Consider the following 15,643-nt stretch of genomic DNA (forward strand, 5'->3'; position numbering starts at 1 on the left):
CAGATACTCGGAGAAACACGATGAACTGGCTGCAGAAAATCATGACGCCGAAGACCCGCGCACCCAGCGCGGCCGGCGGCAAGGGCAAGGTGCCCGAGGGTGTGTGGGAGAAGTGCGCCGGTTGCGGCACCGTGCTCTACAAGCCGGAGCTCGAGAAGTCGCTGATGGTCTGCCCGAAGTGCGGCCACCACCACGCGATCTCCGCGCGTGCGCGTCTTGCCGCCTTGTTCGACGAAGGCAGCACCACCGAACTGTGGCCGAAGATGGAAGCGGTCGACGCGCTGAAGTTCAAGGACCAGAAGAAGTACAAGGACCGCGTCGCCGCCGCGCAGAAGAACACCGGCGAGAAGGACGCGCTGATCGCGATGTCCGGCCGCCTGCTGGAGCGTCCGCTCGTCGCGGTGGCGTTCGAGTTCTCCTTCATGGGCGGCTCGATGGGTTCGGTGGTGGGCGAGAAGTTCGCGCGCGCCGCCGAGAAGGCCCTCGCCGAGAAGAGCGGCCTCGTGTGCTTCTCCGCCACGGGTGGTGCGCGCATGCAGGAAGGCCTGTTCTCGCTGATGCAGATGGCGAAGACCTCGGCCGCCCTCGCTCGCATGCGCGACGCGGGTGTTCCGTATATCTCGGTGCTCACGCATCCCACCACCGGTGGCGTGTCGGCGAGCCTGGGTATGCTGGGCGACCTCAACGTGGCCGAGCCGAAGGCGCTGATCGGCTTCGCCGGTCCGCGCGTCATCGAGCAGACCGTGCGCGAGACCTTGCCAGAAGGCTTCCAGCGTTCGGAATTCCTCGTCGACCACGGCGCGGTGGATGTGATCGTCGACCGTCGCGAGATGCGCGACAAGCTCGGCTCGATCCTCGGCATCCTGCAGAAGGCGCCGCGCGCCGCCGCCTGATCCTGCGAAGATCAGACCAGCACGCGTTCCGCCCACAGCGACAACGTGCCCAGTCCACCGCCGATGGCGGTGGCTGCGAGCACGTCGCTGGGATAGTGCAGGCCGAGCACGACGCGCGATGCGCCGACCAGGGCCGCGAAACCGATCAGGAACGGCGCCAGCACCGGGTAATGCGCCACCGCCACGACGGTGAACGCCACCGCTTGCAGCGTGTGCCCCGAGGGGAAACTGAACTCGTCCAGCGGCGGCACGTGAGCGATCACGCCCGGGCAGGTGCGGAAGGGGCGCGGACGTCGCGTCCAGCGCTTCAGTACGCGATAGAGCATCAGCGCCGTGAGGCCGGTGATCGCCATCTGCACCGCCACGGCCACGCCGTGCCAGCCGCCCACGAGGACGATGACGCTCATCAGCGCATACCAGAACACGCCATCGCCCAGGCGGCTGATGGCGCCGAAGAAGATGCCGATCGCCCGGCGCGCACCCCAGCGATTGGCGGCGACGCACATGCGGCGGTCCAGGTTCGCCCTACGCGGCGACGGCGGTGCTGCGTTCATGGACGTGCTCCTCGGCGAGGGATTGCATGGTCGACTCGAATTCCGTCACGACCGATTCCGGCGAAAGGCCGGCCACCGAATGGCGTGCGGCGGCACCCATGGCGGCGCGCACCGTCGCATCGGCGCCCAGCGCGGCGGCGCGTTCTACCAGCCCACCTTCGTTGCCCGGCGCGACGCGAATGCCGTTCTGGCCATTGCGGATGAACTCGCGCGCGGCGGCTTCCGCGTAGGCGACCACAGGGACACCCGAGGCCATCGCTTCGAGTACCACGTTGCCGAACGTCTCGGTCAGGCTCGGGAAGACGAAGAGATCGGCGCTGGCGTAGAAGGCGGCCAGGTCGTCGCCACGGCGCGTGCCGGCGAAGACGATGTCGGGATGGGCGGCTTCGAGCGCGGCGCGACCCGGGCCGTCGCCGACGACCACGCAACGAGCCCCGGGCACCCGGCGGACGAGGGCGCGATAGGCGTCGATCACCACATGCAGGTTTTTCTCGGGCGCGATGCGGCCCACGCTGAGCAGCACCGGGGCGTCGGGCGATGCGCCCCACGAGGCACGCAGGCTTTCGTCGCGGCGCTCGGGATGGAAGCGCTGCGTGTCGACGGCGCGCCGCAGCACGCGCACGTCGTGCACGCCGAGGTCGTTCAGTTCGCCGGCGAGCTGGCCGGTCGGCACCAGGGTGGTCTGCGCGCGGCGGTGGAAGCGGGCCAGGTAATGGCGTACCAGTGGCGTCAGCGCGCCGAAGCCGTAGTGGCCCACGTAGAAGTCGAAGCGGGTATGGAAGCCGGTGGCGACAGGGATACCGAGGCGGCGGGCGGCGCTCACCGCGCTCCAGCCCAGGGGGCCTTCCGTGGCCACATAGATGGCATCCGGCCGGTCGGAGCGCCAGCGGCGCTCGATGCGAAAACGGGCGGGCAGGCCAAACCGCAGGCCCGCGTAGCGGGGCACGGCGGCGCCTTCCACGGCCAGCACGTCCATTCCCGCATCGGCCAGCGGTGGGGTCGCCGGGTGGATCGGTCGGACGAGGTCGACGGAGTGGCCGCGGCGGACGAGACCGCGGGCGAGCGACTGGACGGTCAGGGCGACACCGTTGACATCCGGTGCATAGGTCTCGGTGACGATGCCGACGCGCATGGCGGTGCCCCTGCTGGCCTGGTTGGCTCATGCTGGCCCTCCGCCGTGTCGCGCGGGTTATGGCGGCATGACCGGCAGATGACAGCGACCGGCGTGGAAACGGGCCGTATCGGTTAAAATCGCTCGCTTGTCCGCCCGATGACCCCCACGATGACCGTCCGTACCCGTTTCGCTCCCAGTCCCACCGGCTACCTGCATATCGGCGGCGCGCGCACCGCGTTGTACTGCTGGCTGGAAGCCCGTCGTCGCGGCGGCGAATTCGTGCTGCGCATCGAGGACACCGATCGCGAGCGCTCCACGCAGGAAGCCGTGCAGGCGATCCTCGACGGCATGTCCTGGCTCGGCCTGACCCATGACGAGGGTCCGTACTACCAGACCCTGCGCATGGACCGTTACCGCGAGGTGGCCGACCAGCTGCTGCGCGAGGGCAAGGCGTACTACGCCTACGAGTCGAAGGAAGAGATCGAGGAGATGCGCAACGCGGCGATGGCCGCCGGCGTCAAGCCGCGTTACAACGGCTACTACCGCGATCGCAACGAGCCGTTGCGCGACGATCCCAACCGCGTCATCCGTTTCAAGAACCCGGCTTCGGGCAGCGTCGTTTTCGACGACAAGGTGAAGGGCCGCATCGAGTGGTCGAACGAGGAACTGGACGACCTGGTGATCTTCCGTTCGGACGGTTTTCCCACCTATAACTTCGCGGTGGTCGTCGACGACATCGACATGGGCATCACCGAAGTGATCCGTGGCGACGACCATGTCAACAACACGCCGCGGCAGATCAACATCTACAAGGCGCTGGGCGCGCCCGTGCCGGAGTTCGCGCACCTGCCGATGATCCTCGGACCGGACGGCCAGAAGCTGTCCAAGCGCCATGGCGCGGTCAGCGTGATGCAATACCGCGACGATGGTTTCCTGCCGCACGCGCTGCTCAACTACCTCGTGCGGCTGGGCTGGTCGCACGGCGACCAGGAGATCTTCTCGGTGGAGGAGATGACGGCGCTGTTCGACATCGCCGACGTCAACAAGGCCGCGTCGCGTTTCGACGTGACCAAGCTTTCCTGGCTCAACCAGCATTATCTGAAGAACGACGATCCGGCATCGCTCGGGCCTGAGCTCGCGTGGCACCTGGCGAAGATCGGCGTCGATGCCACGCAAGGCCCGAATCCCGCCGACGTGGTCGTAGCGCTGCGCGACCGCGTGCAGACGTTCAAGGAAATGGCCGAGCGCGCGAAGATCTGGTACGGCCCGATCGTCGAATGGGACGACAAGGCCGTGGAGAAGCACCTGCGCACCGACACCGCGCCGGCCGCCCTCGACGCCGCGAAGAAGGAACTGTCGGCGTTGCCGGAATGGTCGCCGGAAGCCGTGCACGGCGCGGTCGAACGCATCGCCGCCTCGCTGGAACTGGGCATGGGCAAGGTCGCCGCGCCGCTGCGCGTGGCGATGACGGGCACCCAGGTATCGCCGTCGATCGAGTACACCATCTATCTCGCCGGTCGCGAGGGTGCGCTCTCGCGTATCGACGATGCGCTGGCGCGTGCCGCGGCCTGAATCCCGGCAAACGAGCGGGGGTGAGCGGTGAACGAACTGCTCGCCCGCGCCATGCAAGGAGTCGACCCGGACGATCCGGGCGCCTTCCTGCAGATATTCATGAACCTCATGGCCCTGGTTCCCTGGGGCCAGTTGATCCTCTGGCAGGTCGTTTTCGTGGTGGTCGGCGGCCTGCTGGGCTGGTGGCGTGGCCGCACCATGGCGGGCGTGGTCGCCGCGCTGATCCTGGGGCCGTTCGGCTGGGTGGTGCCGTTCCTGCCGCGGCGCACGCCGCCGCCACTGCCGGGGTCGAAAAAACGCTGACCTGCCCTCATGTTACGATGACGGCCATGAGGATATGCCTGTGACGAACCACGCCGCCCACCGACATGCGCACGACCACCACGACGACGCTCGCAGCTTCGTCGCGGCCGTGGAGCATGCCTCCACGGAACGTGGCCTGCGGCTGACACCGCTGCGTCGCGAGGTGCTCGAACTGGTCGCCGGCGCCGGCAAGCCCGTGAAGGCCTACGACCTGCTCGACCGCCTGCGCGAGAAACACGGCAACGCGGCACCGCCCACGGTGTACCGTGCCCTCGACTTCCTGCTCGAGAACGGCTTCATCCACAAGCTGGAATCGATCAACGCCTACGTCTCCTGCCACCATCCGGCCGAAGCGCATCAGGTGCCATTCCTGATCTGCGACAAATGCCAGTGCGCGCAGGAAGTGTGCGATGAGCGTGTCGCCGAACTGATCGAAGCGCAGGCGAAGGCTTTTGGCTTCCGCGCGCAGGCGCAGACGCTGGAAGTGCATGGGATCTGCAAGAACTGCCGGTGAGATCGCGCTCGCGCTGGTAGTGTCACTGCGACTTATATTCGATTAGGTCCAAGGCGTCGGTATTCATGGTTTCACCCATTGCACTCGCGCTGCTCGTCTCGAATCCATCACCCACGCCTTTACAGGCTCCCCCCGAACCTCCACGCAAGTGTGTTATCCAGCAAAAGGCCTGGTGCATACAGGAAGGTGCGGCGGTCGAAATCACGCTTACCCAAAGGGAGGGGCGTGATGAAGTGAACAATAATGTCTGGAGACTCCGAGATATTCGGCATCCAGAGTTCGTGATGACCATTGTTGAGCCGGAAGGATGCAGACGCGGCTACGCCGATAGGGTGCAGGCGCTCGGATACAGCGCAAACGTCACATGGCGAGCTCAAACATGGGACGAGATGAAAGTGAGCCTTCGTAGTGACGGTGGCTGCACGCTTCGCATTCTCGTGACGCCATACAACGGCAGTGACTTCGAGTGGGCATATTCAACGGGCAGGTTGCTGCTTGCCGCGTGTAAGGATGCAGGTTGCGACGTACTCGTCCCAACGATCGCCGACGTCACGTCCGTCTATAGGGATAGGTTCCAAGGGGCAGCTAAGGGAAATTGAGCCTTTCAGGGGCAGCGGACTCGCTTCACGACCGTCGTCGGGCGTGTGGAGCATTCCTGCGGAGCCAGCTCTGGCACCGTCCGCCCCTTAACCTGTAGCCCGCAATAGAATTGCCGTGATGTTGTCGCGCGCACTGCCACCCAGCGCTTCCAGGATCAGGTGATCTACGCATTCCTGCGCGGCGATGTCGGTCCGTGAAACGATCTCGCCGATGCGCTTGTCCTCGACTTCATCGGTCAGGCCATCGGTACACAGCAATAGCCGCGCTCCCGTTGAAAGCTCCCCACGCGCCAGACCGATGTGCAGTTGCTCGGGCGAGGTAATGCCGAGCGCCTGGGTTAGCACGCTGCGCTGGGGATGCGTCCGGGCCTGAGCTTCGGTCAGTTCGCCCGCCTCGACCAGCGCTTCCACGATCGAATGATCGTGAGAAAGACGTGCTAAGGCCCCGTCCCAGCGGTAGATTCGGCTGTCGCCCACCCAGGCGGCCTCGTAGGACCGGCCGACGATACGCACGGCGGCGATGGTCGTGCCCATGGGGCGGGAATCGGCCATGCCGCTCGAACGGGCGATAAGCGCCTCGTTCACCCGCTGGATCGCGTCGACCAGCGATTGCCCGGCGGCGACCTGGGCCACGACGCCATCGCGGGCGGTCGCCGAAGCCACCTCGCCATGCTGATGCCCGCCCATGCCGTCCACGACCAGGAACAAGCCCAGGCCCGCGTCGGCGTAATAGGTGTCCTCGTTGCGCGTACGGCGGAGCCCCGTATGCGTGCCGTGTCCGAACTCGATCATGGAGACCTTGAAGAGCGAAGGGAAGGGCGCCAATACGCCCGTTGCCCGGGCAGGATGCCCCATCAAAAGCCTGTTGTCACGGCAGAACAGACCCACTATCATTGCGGGCCCGGCAGGGCTCAACCCCTGCCGTCGACCGTTCACGGAGAGGTGGCAGAGTGGTCGAATGTACCTGACTCGAAATCAGGCGTACGTGTAAGCGTACCGTGGGTTCGAATCCCACCCTCTCCGCCAGTTCGCAGAAAAGCCCGCCTAAAGCGGGCTTTTTTGTTGGTTCTTCACGGAAGTCCAGCGATCAGGGCACCAAGGAATGCTCTGGTGGGAGCCGACCTTGTCGGCGATCCCGCGGCAGCGGGCCAGGTCGAGGCAAGCACCTATCGCCGACAGGGTCGGCCCCCACCGGACTTCCGCACTACCCGTGGCGCCACGCAGGGAACTATCCTCCCGGCAACCATTCAGTGCGAAGGTCATGGCATGTTCGCTGATATCACAGAATCCAAAGCCGCCTGTCACTGCGGCACCGTCCGCTTTTCGGTCAAACTCACCGACGGGCTCCGAACCGCGCGACGCTGCAACTGTTCGTACTGCCGTATGCGTGGTGCCGTTGCAGTGTCGGCCGAACTCGATGGCATCGTCATCGAGCAAGGCGAAGATGCACTCAGCGTCTACCAGTTCAACTCCGGTACCGCGAAACACTACTTTTGTTCGAAGTGCGGCATTTATACCTTCCATCAGCGCCGTTCCAACAACGCACAATACGGTGTCAACGTGGCCTGCCTCGAAGGCATCAGTCCATTCGACTTCGACGATGTCCCTGTTCTCGATGGCGTGAACCATCCCGCCGACAGCGGCCGAAGCACCGGCACCCCCATCGGCCATCTCCGCTACATCCCGGTCGACTGACTCCTCAACGGATGAGATCCAATTCGGCGTATGTACTGCCGTGCAAATAAGCTCAATCCTGGCCGGCCGGAGTGTCCCCGATATCAAAGCGCACAACCTTCCCACCCTCCACCCGAAACAAATGCATCACCGTCTTGTCCTTCAACCCATGGTTCTGCCCCTCCAGCGGCTGCCCATCGAGATCGAACACGGTCTGGACCACCTCGACCGAGACGACACCATCGTCTGTTTCATGAAACGCCACCGGCTCAACGTGTGGGCTGACGACCGACCATTGTCGCGTCCAATAGTCTCTTAAGGCCTCATGCCCGTGAACATGGCCACCGTCCATGCCGTTGGCCCAGGCAACATCATCGGCAAGCGCTACGAGCACGCCGTCGATGTCCCTCGCGTTGAAGCGGTCATACAGACGCTCGATAAGTTTCGCGTGGTTTTCCGGCATGCAAAGTCCTCAAGGTGGGCGACCGTCAGTGAACGGATGAGCTGTACTTGCCAACTCGTCCCTCGATATATATACGTACATATATAGATGATCGTCAACCTGGGCAGAAGGTGAGTGGAATGAAAAATGACGTGCTTTCAACGCCAGGGCACCTCATCAGCCTGGCGGCACGAGGATTCGCCCGCCTGAGCGAAGCACGTCTCAAGCCCCTGGGGTTCGGCGTCGGCCAATTGCCGGTGCTGATCGCCTTGCGTGATGGAAAGGCAAGCACGCAACGGGAGTTGGCCCGTTTCGCCAAGGTCGAACAACCACCGATGGCGCAAATGCTCGCTCGCATGGAGCGTGATGGATGGATTCGTCGAACGCCCCATCCGGACGACGGCCGAAGCAGCTGCATCATCCTCACGAAAGCCGCGCAGAACCGCATGCCTGACGCCATCGAAATCCTCTTCAAAGGGAATCGTGATGCGTTGAATGGCTTCACGGAAGACGAAGCAAGTCAACTTGTGAACTTGCTTACCCGGCTGATCGCGAACCTCGATCAGATCGCCAGCGCGGCGACGTCACCAGACAACTCATAGGTTTCAATCGAACCACCCTGCAGTCACACACGCAGACCAGCTGCAAGCACATCCGCATGCTGTACACCAAGCGCACGCAGATCCGGTGCAAACGGGCTGTCCGGAAACGTCTCCCGAAAAAGAACCCCCATCAGCATCGGCCCCATCACGGAAAACAGCATCAAGGCCGGATCGCCTGCGCGAATGCTTCCCGCTTTCTGACCACGTTCGATGGCTCCTGTCAGAACGCCAGCCACCCGGGCGATGACCTCGTCGTGCCATACGCTGGCAAGGTCCGGAAACATCCGACCCTCGAGCAAGACCATCCGCACGATGCCCGGCAATCTGGCGTCACTCATCTTCCCGGCCACGTGCCCCAACAGCAGGGGGAGAAGGGTCAGGGCGTCGACATCGGCAGCACCAGGTGTGTTCTGGATGGCCATGAGGTTTTCGGAGGCAAGATGCCGCGCCACGGCACGGAAAAGGTCCGCCTTGGTTTCGAAATACCGGTAGATCGTTCCCTTGACCACGCCGGCCCGCCTCGCCACGTCGGTCAGTTTGGTATGGGCATAGCCCTTGGCGACGAATTCATCGATGGCGGCCTCGATGATTTCCTGAGGACGGGCGTCCTTGCGCCGGGTCCACTTCGGTTCTCTTTCATTCACGGATGCCGCCTTCCTTGCTGACCACGTAAGAGCGCGATGTGAAGTAGGCGTCCAGCGTATCGGCCGAACCGTCGGGATCGGCCAGCGCTACCCATGTATCGGGGCGAAGCAGATAGACGGCGTTTTGCTTCAGGCCCGCTTTGCCATGCTCGTCGGCCCATGCGAACTGCCGTAGCGTCACGCCGTTCTGCACGCACCAGGCTCTCACTTCAGGGGTTGCCGTACCGTAGACATGCACCTGCCAACCCATGACGGGCAGGGGCTCGAAATTGTCTTGCCCGTCGACGTTCACCCAGGGAAGCCGCTCGCCCCCTTCGACGTCACCGGCTCGGCCCTCGCTCAAGGCGCTGTCTTTGTATGCCAAGCCGGTCTGCGACACCATCCTGAAGAGCATCTCTCGCGTACTGCCGATCTTGAACGCCGCACCGGCGATCAATGGCACGCCGTAGCTCCGCATCAGGTTGGCGAATTCGCCGTCGGCGGTGATCAAGCTGAAGGCCCGGTCGGTGGTCTTCACGAGCTCGTGGGCGAACGTCTGACGCTCGGTGGCATAGGTATCGAGCAAGGCATCGGGCGCCTGCCCGTGAATGACAGCCGCCAGCTTCCAGGCGAGGTTGATGGCATCGAGGATGCCCGTGTTCATGCCTTGCCCGCCGACCGGGCTGTGGACATGTCCCGCGTCCCCCATCAAGAACACGCGGCCCTGGCGGAAGCGGTCGGCGACACGGTGATGCACCCGGTAGTGGGAAAACCAATTGACCTTGTCCACATGGATGCCGACGCTCGCCATGGCCTCGTGGCCGACGTCATCGAAGGTCAGGTTTTCCGGATGATCCGCCCGTTCGTCACGAACCGTGCCGATGAGCCGGGCCTTGCCGTTGCTGTCGTAAAACAACACGACAACGAAATCCTCGCCATTCAAGGCGACATGTGCCTCACCCGTGTTGTCGAGTCCGGAGAGATCCACGTCCGCCACATAAAACACATGCTGGTAGGTGCCGCCCTCGAATCCGATGCCGAGTTGCTTGCGAACGGTTGAGCTAGCCCCGTCACAGGCCGCCAGATACCGGGCAGAGGTGATTTCTTCCGTGCCGTCGGCACGGCGGAGGCGGACTTCGACGTGCTCACCCTTGTCTTCAAGGGATAACAGTTCCGTGTTGCGCTCCACCTCGATACCGAAGGATTGGAGCTTGGCCACGAGCGTCTTCTCGTGGAAGTCCTGGGGATACACGAGGATGTATGGGTGCGGCGAGATACCGGTGCCGATTTCCTGCAAGGGAATCCTGACCCGATGCTTGCCCCGCGCCCACATGTTCATGGCCGGGGTGCGGAAGCCAGCCGACACCACCTCGTCGGCGAGTCCTAGTTGGCGGTAGAGCTCCAGCGTCCTTGATTGCACGGCCATTGCGCGGGACGTCGTTCCCGGTTCCCCGGTCCGATCGATGATGCGGACCCTGACGCCCTGGGCGTGCAGCCAGAGTGCGTGGACGAGGCCGGTGGGGCCTGCGCCGACTACGAGTACGTCAAGCATGATGCACCCTCCGCCATCGTTAATGACTTATGGGTCATTTTGGCAGGAAGGGAGTTGCCGTCAAGGGCAATCGGAAGGATCCATTGAATCCACATTGTGTTTTGTATCCACGTGGATACAATGGTTCTTGGCGAGGACAAGGCAAAGAAGGTGGCGGCGGAACTCCTGCAGTCTCGGCGCCATCGGAGGACTACCAAATGAATATCAGGCTTCAACCGTTCGATATGTCCACTATCCTCGACAGTGACGCGGCAATCGCCGAATACGTCCATCAGGTTCTGGAGGATGGCGACATGGACGAAATGCTGCGCGCAGTGGGATATATAGCGAAGGCCCGTGGTATGGCCCAGGTAGCTAAGGATTCCGGCCTGGGCCGCGAAAGCCTCTATAAAGCACTTCGTCCCGGGGCGCAGCCGAAGTTCGAAACGATGAACAAGGTCTTCTGCGCCCTCGGGTTTCGCCTATCCGTAAAGCCCGCCAAACGCCGACGCGCCGCCGCGTAAAGCCTGCGTCACGGCAGCGCTGTAAACAGCTCAGTGACATCGCATTTACCGGCTCGGGTGTATCGATATGCCCTTTCCGAACAGGCCTCACCATGCATCACGTCACCGGCACCTTTCCCAACCAATTCTCCGCCGCGTCCATCGTCGACAAGATGCTCGACCGCGGCGTACCTCGCGATCGCATCGTCGTCGCCACCGATGAGAGCATCGGTGACTCACCCGCCAGTTCGAACGCGCCGTCCAACGTCCTTTCCGAAGTCAGCCACCTTGGACGGAACAGGCAACGGGATTCAGGCGGGCGCGGCCTCGGTTCAGACCGTTCGGTTACACCGGATGCGCCCGAAGCGCTCGGCAAGTCCGTTGTTACCGTCTTCACAGGCGGCGAATGGAACGAGACTGTGTTACGGGAGTTGATGGAGACCGCCGGTGCTGAAGATGTGGCGGTCGGTACCGACGAGGTGACGCGGGAGAACGACAGCGTTTGGCCGTCGCCCGTCGAGGGCGATGCCGTCGACGTCGAGCGTGCCATTGAGGCATCGCGGCGAGGGGCCGAGGACACCGGTCCATCGAAGTCATAGGACACGGAATGTGATTGCGGCAACGACATAAAAACCACGCTTCACCAAACCCACTCCCGCGACGCTACCCGGAAACCGCCCACATGGCCGGCGCCACCGCCAGGAGTACTCCGTGAACGACGATTCCCGCAAACACCGGCCGCAATCGGCCGACCGAAACGACAACTACGTCATGAAGCTCGACAAGCCCGCCCAGAAGAAGCGCGACAAGAAGGCCGCGGAGGGCGAGAAGAAGATGGATGAACTGAGCAAGCGCGACGAAGGCATCCGCTGACCGGAGAGCGTGTGCATGGGTAAGGCCCTGGGCGGAGTGAAGCGCGCGATCATGTCCGCCGTCGATGGTTTCAGCGACGACGAACTGATGACTCGTGCGGCGGCCCTGTCGTTCTACGCGGCGCTGTCGTTCGCGCCTTTACTGCTCCTGTTGGTCTGGATCGTCTCGATTCTCAATCCCGCATGGCAGGGTGAGTTGTCCGACGCCCTCGCGAGCGTCGTGGGGACACGTGCCGCCGAGGCCCTCAATAACGTCATCGCCAGCGCGAAATCGCATCCACGGCTGGGCGATCTCGCGGGAATCGTCGGTATCGGCGTGACGCTGTTCGGTGCCTCGGCGGTGTTCGCCCAGTTGCAGGCCACGCTCGACCGCGTGTGGCGCGTGAAGGCGAAGCCGGGCGAGGCGGTGGGGGCCTGGCTTCGTGCGCGGGCGCGAGCCTTCGCGCTGCTGGGTGGCATGGCCTTCATGATGATCGTCTCGTTCATCGTCAGCGCCTTGATCCAGGCGCTGATCCGCGGCGACGGCACGACCTGGAAGGTCATCGAATATGCGGTGTCCGTGCTGGTCTTCATCGCGGCATTCGGCGCGATGTACAAGGTGCTTCCCGACGCGGTGATCGACTGGAGCGAGGCCTTGATCGGCGCCGTGCTCACCACGGTGCTGTTCCTCGCCGGCAAGTACGCCATCGGGCTCTACATCCAGTACGCGAACGTCGGCGGCGCCTATGGGCCCGCCGGCGCCTTCATCGTGTTGCTCACCTGGACCTATTACTCGTCGATCATCGTGCTGATGGGCGCCGAACTCACCCGTGGAGTGGCCGACGCGCGCGGCAAGCCGATCCGCCCGAGCGAGCACGCGGTGGAGATCGAAGCGGCACCGGCCGAAGTACCTTCGTCGCCGGCGAAAAAGCCGGCGGCGCGGCTGTAGTATGGTGATCGCAAGCGGCGAAACCGCCGCCCCCGCGGAGCACTGAGCATGCTTCAGAAGGCCACGCCAGAGCGGCCCGAAGAACCGGCCATGCGCGAGGTGCTCGATGGGCACCGGCGTGGGCTCTCCGCGCTTTTGCCTTTCGCCGGTCCCGCCGTCGTCGTGTCGGTCGCCTATATCGACCCCGGCAACTTCGCCACGAACATCCAGGCCGGCGCCCGCTATGGCTACGCGCTGCTTTGGGTGGTGCTGCTGGCCAACCTCGTGGCCATGCTGTTCCAGAGCCTTTCGGCGCGCCTCGGCATCGTCACCGGGCACAGCCTGGCGGAACTGTGCCGCGAGCACCTGCCGAAGCCCCTGGTCTACGTCATGTGGGTGGTGAGCGAGCTTGCCGCCATGGCGACCGACCTCGCTGAATTCCTCGGTGGCGCGATCGGCCTCGCGCTGCTGTTCGACCTGCCGTTGCTGGTGGGCATGGGCATCACCGGGATCGTCACGTACGCGCTGTTGCTCCTGGAAGGCAAGGGCTACCGTCGACTGGAATTGACCATCGGCGCGCTGGTTGGCGTCGTCGGCCTGGCTTATCTCGCGGAGTTGTTCATCGCACCGATCGGCTGGCGCTCGCTTGGCCAGCAGATCTTCGTGCCGAGCCTTCCGGACGGCGCGGCGGTGGCGATCGCCGTGGGCATCATCGGCGCCACCGTGATGCCGCATGCGCTGTTCCTGCATTCCGGCCTGACCGAGCGGCGCGCGCGCCCGAAGACCACGGATGAACGGCGCCGCATCATCGGCCTGTCGAACCTGGAAGTGATCCTGGCGTTGTCCGTCGCCGGCCTGATCAACCTGGCGATGGTGGTGATGGCGGCGGGTGCCTTCCACGGAAGCCATCCGGATGTCGCCAAGATCGAGACGGCATACCAGACCCTGGTGCCGCTGCTCGGTGGCGCGGCGGCGACGATCTTCCTCATCTCGCTGATCGCCTCGGGCTTCTCCAGTTCGGTGGTGGGCACGATGGCGGGGCAGATGATCATGCAGGGCTTCGTCAACTTCCGCATTCCGCTCTGGTTGCGCCGGGCGGTCACGATGTTGCCGAGCTTCGCCGTGGTGATCGCCGGCGTGGATGCCACCCGTGCGCTGGTCCTGAGCCAGGTGGCCTTGAGCATCGCCTTGCCGTTCCCGATGATCGCCCTGGTCTGGTTCACCAGCCGCCGCCACATCATGGGCGTGTTCACGAACCGGCCGGCGGTCTCCATCGCCGCGATCGTGGCCTCGCTCATCGTGCTCAGTCTCAACATCGTGCTGCTGCTCGACACGTTCGGCGTCGTCTCACTTTGACCGCAAAGCTGGTAACCTCGCGCGCCTGACCGACCGGAGCATGCCATGAGCCTCATCCAGACCCCCGTGTCCTACGGCGAACTGATCGACAAGATGACGATCCTCCAGATCAAGCTGCAGGAGATCAAGGACGAAGCGAAGCTGGCCAACGTGCGCAACGAGCTCGAACTGCTCGAGGCCACCTGGAAGAACGACAAGGCGTCCGGGACCGACATCGCCGACGAGACGGGCCGCCTGCTGGCGGTCAACCAGCGCCTGTGGAAGATCGAGGACGACATCCGCATGAAGGAACGCGCCCAGGCCTTCGATGACGAGTTCATCAGGCTCGCCCGTTCCGTATATATCGAGAACGACGAACGCGCGGCGATCAAGCGCGAGATCAACCTGAAGCTCGGTTCCACCCTGGTCGAAGAGAAGTCCTACCAGGACTACCGCGCGCCCCAGGCCTGACCCGCCCGGGCGGGACTAGCCGACAAGCGGCAGGCGCAGATGCGCGGCACAGGCCTCGAAGCGGTCGACCATTTCGTCGACCTGGACCAGGTCCATGACGCCGGCTTTCTCGATCTTCGTGCCCCACGGGATTTCCGAAGCCGGCTTGCCGAGGAATTTGCGCGAGGCGGCGTCGTACTTGTCCACGCACCAGCGGCGGTCGGAATACGGCCCCGAGCGGTGTGGGTTGCTGGCCGCATGCAGGCCGAGGACCTTCACGCCGGCCGCGTTGGCCATGTGCATCGGCCCGGAATCGGGCGTGAGGATCATGGCGCTGCGCGATAGCAGGGCCATGAAGCGCTTCAGGGTGTCCTTGCCGGTCAGGTCCAGCGGCGCCTCTCGGACCGCCCCCAGGATCGCATCCGCGAGGCCGCGCTCGGCCTCGGATGGGCCGCCGACCAATGCCACGCGCATGCCGCGCGCCATGGCGTGGTCGATCAGCGCGGCATAGCGGTCCACGCGCCAGTTGCGCACCGTATGGCTCGACATCGGGCTCACGAGCAGGGTCGGCGCATCGCCCGGCAGCTGTTCCGCGGCCCATGCATGGGCATCGTCCGGCACGGGCATGTCCCAGCGCACCTCGGTCTGCTTCAGGCCCAGCGGCTCGATGAAGCTGGCCATCGCGTCCAGCACGTGTTCCCCCGTGCGCGCTTCGATCCGCTCGTTGACGAACAACCCGTGCAGGTCCTTCGAGCGGGCGCGGTCATAGCCGATCCGGCGATCGGCTTTCACGGCGAGGCTGAGCAGGTTGGAGCGCAGGGCCACCTGCATGTGAAGCAAGGCGTCGAAGCGGCGGTCGGCCAGTGCCTGCCTGACCTCGCGCATGCCTTCGCGTCCCTTGCCCTTGTCGAACGTGACGAACTCGACGCCTGGGAGGTCGCCGACCAGACGCCGTTCCAGCTTGCCGACGATCCAGGTGAGGCGGGTGGCCGGCGCCTGGGCCTGGAGGGTGCGCACCAGGGGGACGACATGGGTCACGTCGCCGATGGCCGAGGTGCGCAGGATGCAGAGGCTGGAATCTCCCGGCGGGAGGGGACGGCTTGGTAGACTGGACACGATCGGGTTACCGGATGAGTGGCCGCGGAAGGCGGCCGG

Annotated in this window: 19 protein-coding genes and 1 tRNA gene; 13 read left to right on the forward strand and 7 right to left on the reverse strand. The window is 64.3% G+C overall.

The genetic code is table 11. The annotated features are described in order from the left end of the window. Nucleotides 1–20 precede the first annotated feature (20 nt). Nucleotides 21–893: an acetyl-CoA carboxylase, carboxyltransferase subunit beta gene (gene accD, locus QFZ41_RS17390; protein WP_429199888.1), complete on the forward strand. Its 873-nt coding sequence runs from the start codon at nt 21–23 to the stop codon at nt 891–893. Between the two features lie 11 nt (nt 894–904). Here accD and QFZ41_RS17395 read toward each other — a convergent pair whose 3' ends face one another. Beyond that, entirely contained in the window at nt 905–1,447 is a 543-nt protein-coding gene (locus QFZ41_RS17395; RefSeq protein ID WP_429199889.1) for a phosphatase PAP2 family protein, read from the reverse strand. Beyond that, entirely contained in the window at nt 1,419–2,579 is a 1,161-nt protein-coding gene (locus QFZ41_RS17400) for a glycosyltransferase family 4 protein (RefSeq protein ID WP_429199890.1), read from the reverse strand. Before QFZ41_RS17400 ends, QFZ41_RS17395 begins: the two co-directional genes overlap by 29 nt. Nucleotides 2,580–2,729: 150 nt before the next feature. Between QFZ41_RS17400 and gltX the strand changes: the two genes are divergently transcribed. The 3 genes from gltX to QFZ41_RS17415 are packed head-to-tail and all read left to right on the forward strand — an operon-like array spanning nt 2,730 to nt 4,950. Further along, nucleotides 2,730–4,133, forward strand: a complete 1,404-nt coding sequence (gltX, locus tag QFZ41_RS17405) for a glutamate--tRNA ligase (protein ID WP_429199891.1) — start codon at nt 2,730–2,732, stop codon at nt 4,131–4,133. A gap of 27 nt (nt 4,134–4,160) precedes the next feature. Continuing rightward, entirely contained in the window at nt 4,161–4,436 is a 276-nt protein-coding gene (locus tag QFZ41_RS17410) for a hypothetical protein (RefSeq protein WP_371023030.1), read from the forward strand. Nucleotides 4,437–4,476: 40 nt separating this feature from the next. Next, on the forward strand, nt 4,477–4,950 hold the full coding sequence (locus QFZ41_RS17415) for a transcriptional repressor (protein WP_429199892.1): 474 nt from the start codon (nt 4,477–4,479) through the stop codon (nt 4,948–4,950). A gap of 686 nt (nt 4,951–5,636) precedes the next feature. On the opposite strand, the gene QFZ41_RS17420 is transcribed toward QFZ41_RS17415, so the two are convergent. Further along, entirely contained in the window at nt 5,637–6,341 is a 705-nt protein-coding gene (locus QFZ41_RS17420; protein ID WP_429199893.1) for a PP2C family protein-serine/threonine phosphatase, read from the reverse strand. A 144-nt stretch (nt 6,342–6,485) separates the two neighbouring features. Between QFZ41_RS17420 and QFZ41_RS17425 the strand changes: the two genes are divergently transcribed. Both QFZ41_RS17425 and QFZ41_RS17430 read left to right on the forward strand, forming a co-directional pair. Then, nucleotides 6,486–6,575, forward strand: a tRNA-Ser gene (locus tag QFZ41_RS17425). 240 nt (nt 6,576–6,815) lie between these two features. Next, nucleotides 6,816–7,244, forward strand: coding sequence for a GFA family protein (locus QFZ41_RS17430; protein ID WP_429199894.1), 429 nt, complete (start codon nt 6,816–6,818; stop codon nt 7,242–7,244). A gap of 52 nt (nt 7,245–7,296) precedes the next feature. Here the strand turns inward: QFZ41_RS17430 and QFZ41_RS17435 are convergent, their stop codons facing one another. After that, the gene (locus tag QFZ41_RS17435) at nt 7,297–7,686 is read right to left on the reverse strand and encodes a nuclear transport factor 2 family protein (protein WP_429199895.1); all 390 of its coding nucleotides are present in this window, start codon (nt 7,684–7,686) and stop codon (nt 7,297–7,299) included. 119 nt (nt 7,687–7,805) lie between these two features. Between QFZ41_RS17435 and QFZ41_RS17440 the strand changes: the two genes are divergently transcribed. After that, nucleotides 7,806–8,267 (forward strand): MarR family winged helix-turn-helix transcriptional regulator, encoded by a 462-nt coding sequence (locus tag QFZ41_RS17440; protein WP_429199896.1) that lies wholly within the window; start codon nt 7,806–7,808, stop codon nt 8,265–8,267. A gap of 23 nt (nt 8,268–8,290) precedes the next feature. Here the strand turns inward: QFZ41_RS17440 and QFZ41_RS17445 are convergent, their stop codons facing one another. Both QFZ41_RS17445 and QFZ41_RS17450 read right to left on the reverse strand, forming a co-directional pair. Continuing rightward, nucleotides 8,291–8,911 carry a TetR/AcrR family transcriptional regulator gene (locus tag QFZ41_RS17445; protein ID WP_429199897.1) on the reverse strand — a complete coding sequence of 207 codons (621 nt, stop codon included), beginning with the start codon at nt 8,909–8,911 and terminating at the stop codon, nt 8,291–8,293. Continuing rightward, nucleotides 8,904–10,442 (reverse strand): FAD-dependent monooxygenase, encoded by a 1,539-nt coding sequence (locus QFZ41_RS17450; protein ID WP_429199898.1) that lies wholly within the window; start codon nt 10,440–10,442, stop codon nt 8,904–8,906. Before QFZ41_RS17450 ends, QFZ41_RS17445 begins: the two co-directional genes overlap by 8 nt. A gap of 197 nt (nt 10,443–10,639) precedes the next feature. Here QFZ41_RS17450 and QFZ41_RS17455 point away from each other — a divergent pair, with 197 nt between their 5' ends. The 6 genes from QFZ41_RS17455 to QFZ41_RS17480 all read left to right on the forward strand — a co-directional run bounded on the left by QFZ41_RS17455 (nt 10,640) and on the right by QFZ41_RS17480 (nt 14,509). After that, the gene (locus tag QFZ41_RS17455; protein ID WP_429199899.1) at nt 10,640–10,945 is read left to right on the forward strand and encodes an addiction module antidote protein; all 306 of its coding nucleotides are present in this window, start codon (nt 10,640–10,642) and stop codon (nt 10,943–10,945) included. A 92-nt stretch (nt 10,946–11,037) separates the two neighbouring features. Beyond that, nucleotides 11,038–11,523, forward strand: a complete 486-nt coding sequence (locus tag QFZ41_RS17460; RefSeq protein WP_429199900.1) for a hypothetical protein — start codon at nt 11,038–11,040, stop codon at nt 11,521–11,523. 112 nt (nt 11,524–11,635) lie between these two features. Further along, complete coding sequence (locus QFZ41_RS17465; protein ID WP_429199901.1) at nt 11,636–11,797, forward strand: hypothetical protein; 162 nt, start codon at nt 11,636–11,638, stop codon at nt 11,795–11,797. A gap of 15 nt (nt 11,798–11,812) precedes the next feature. Then, nucleotides 11,813–12,724: a YihY/virulence factor BrkB family protein gene (locus tag QFZ41_RS17470; protein WP_429199902.1), complete on the forward strand. Its 912-nt coding sequence runs from the start codon at nt 11,813–11,815 to the stop codon at nt 12,722–12,724. Between the two features lie 48 nt (nt 12,725–12,772). Then, nucleotides 12,773–14,059: an Nramp family divalent metal transporter gene (locus QFZ41_RS17475; RefSeq protein WP_429199903.1), complete on the forward strand. Its 1,287-nt coding sequence runs from the start codon at nt 12,773–12,775 to the stop codon at nt 14,057–14,059. A 45-nt stretch (nt 14,060–14,104) separates the two neighbouring features. Next, nucleotides 14,105–14,509 carry a DUF6165 family protein gene (locus tag QFZ41_RS17480; RefSeq protein WP_429199904.1) on the forward strand — a complete coding sequence of 135 codons (405 nt, stop codon included), beginning with the start codon at nt 14,105–14,107 and terminating at the stop codon, nt 14,507–14,509. Nucleotides 14,510–14,524: 15 nt separating this feature from the next. On the opposite strand, the gene QFZ41_RS17485 is transcribed toward QFZ41_RS17480, so the two are convergent. Next, the gene (locus QFZ41_RS17485; RefSeq protein WP_429199905.1) at nt 14,525–15,604 is read right to left on the reverse strand and encodes a glycosyltransferase family 9 protein; all 1,080 of its coding nucleotides are present in this window, start codon (nt 15,602–15,604) and stop codon (nt 14,525–14,527) included. Nucleotides 15,605–15,643: the final 39 nt, after the last annotated feature.

The sequence above is a fragment of the Luteibacter sp. W1I16 genome, from assembly GCF_050434905.1.
GTDB lineage: Bacteria > Pseudomonadota > Gammaproteobacteria > Xanthomonadales > Rhodanobacteraceae > Luteibacter.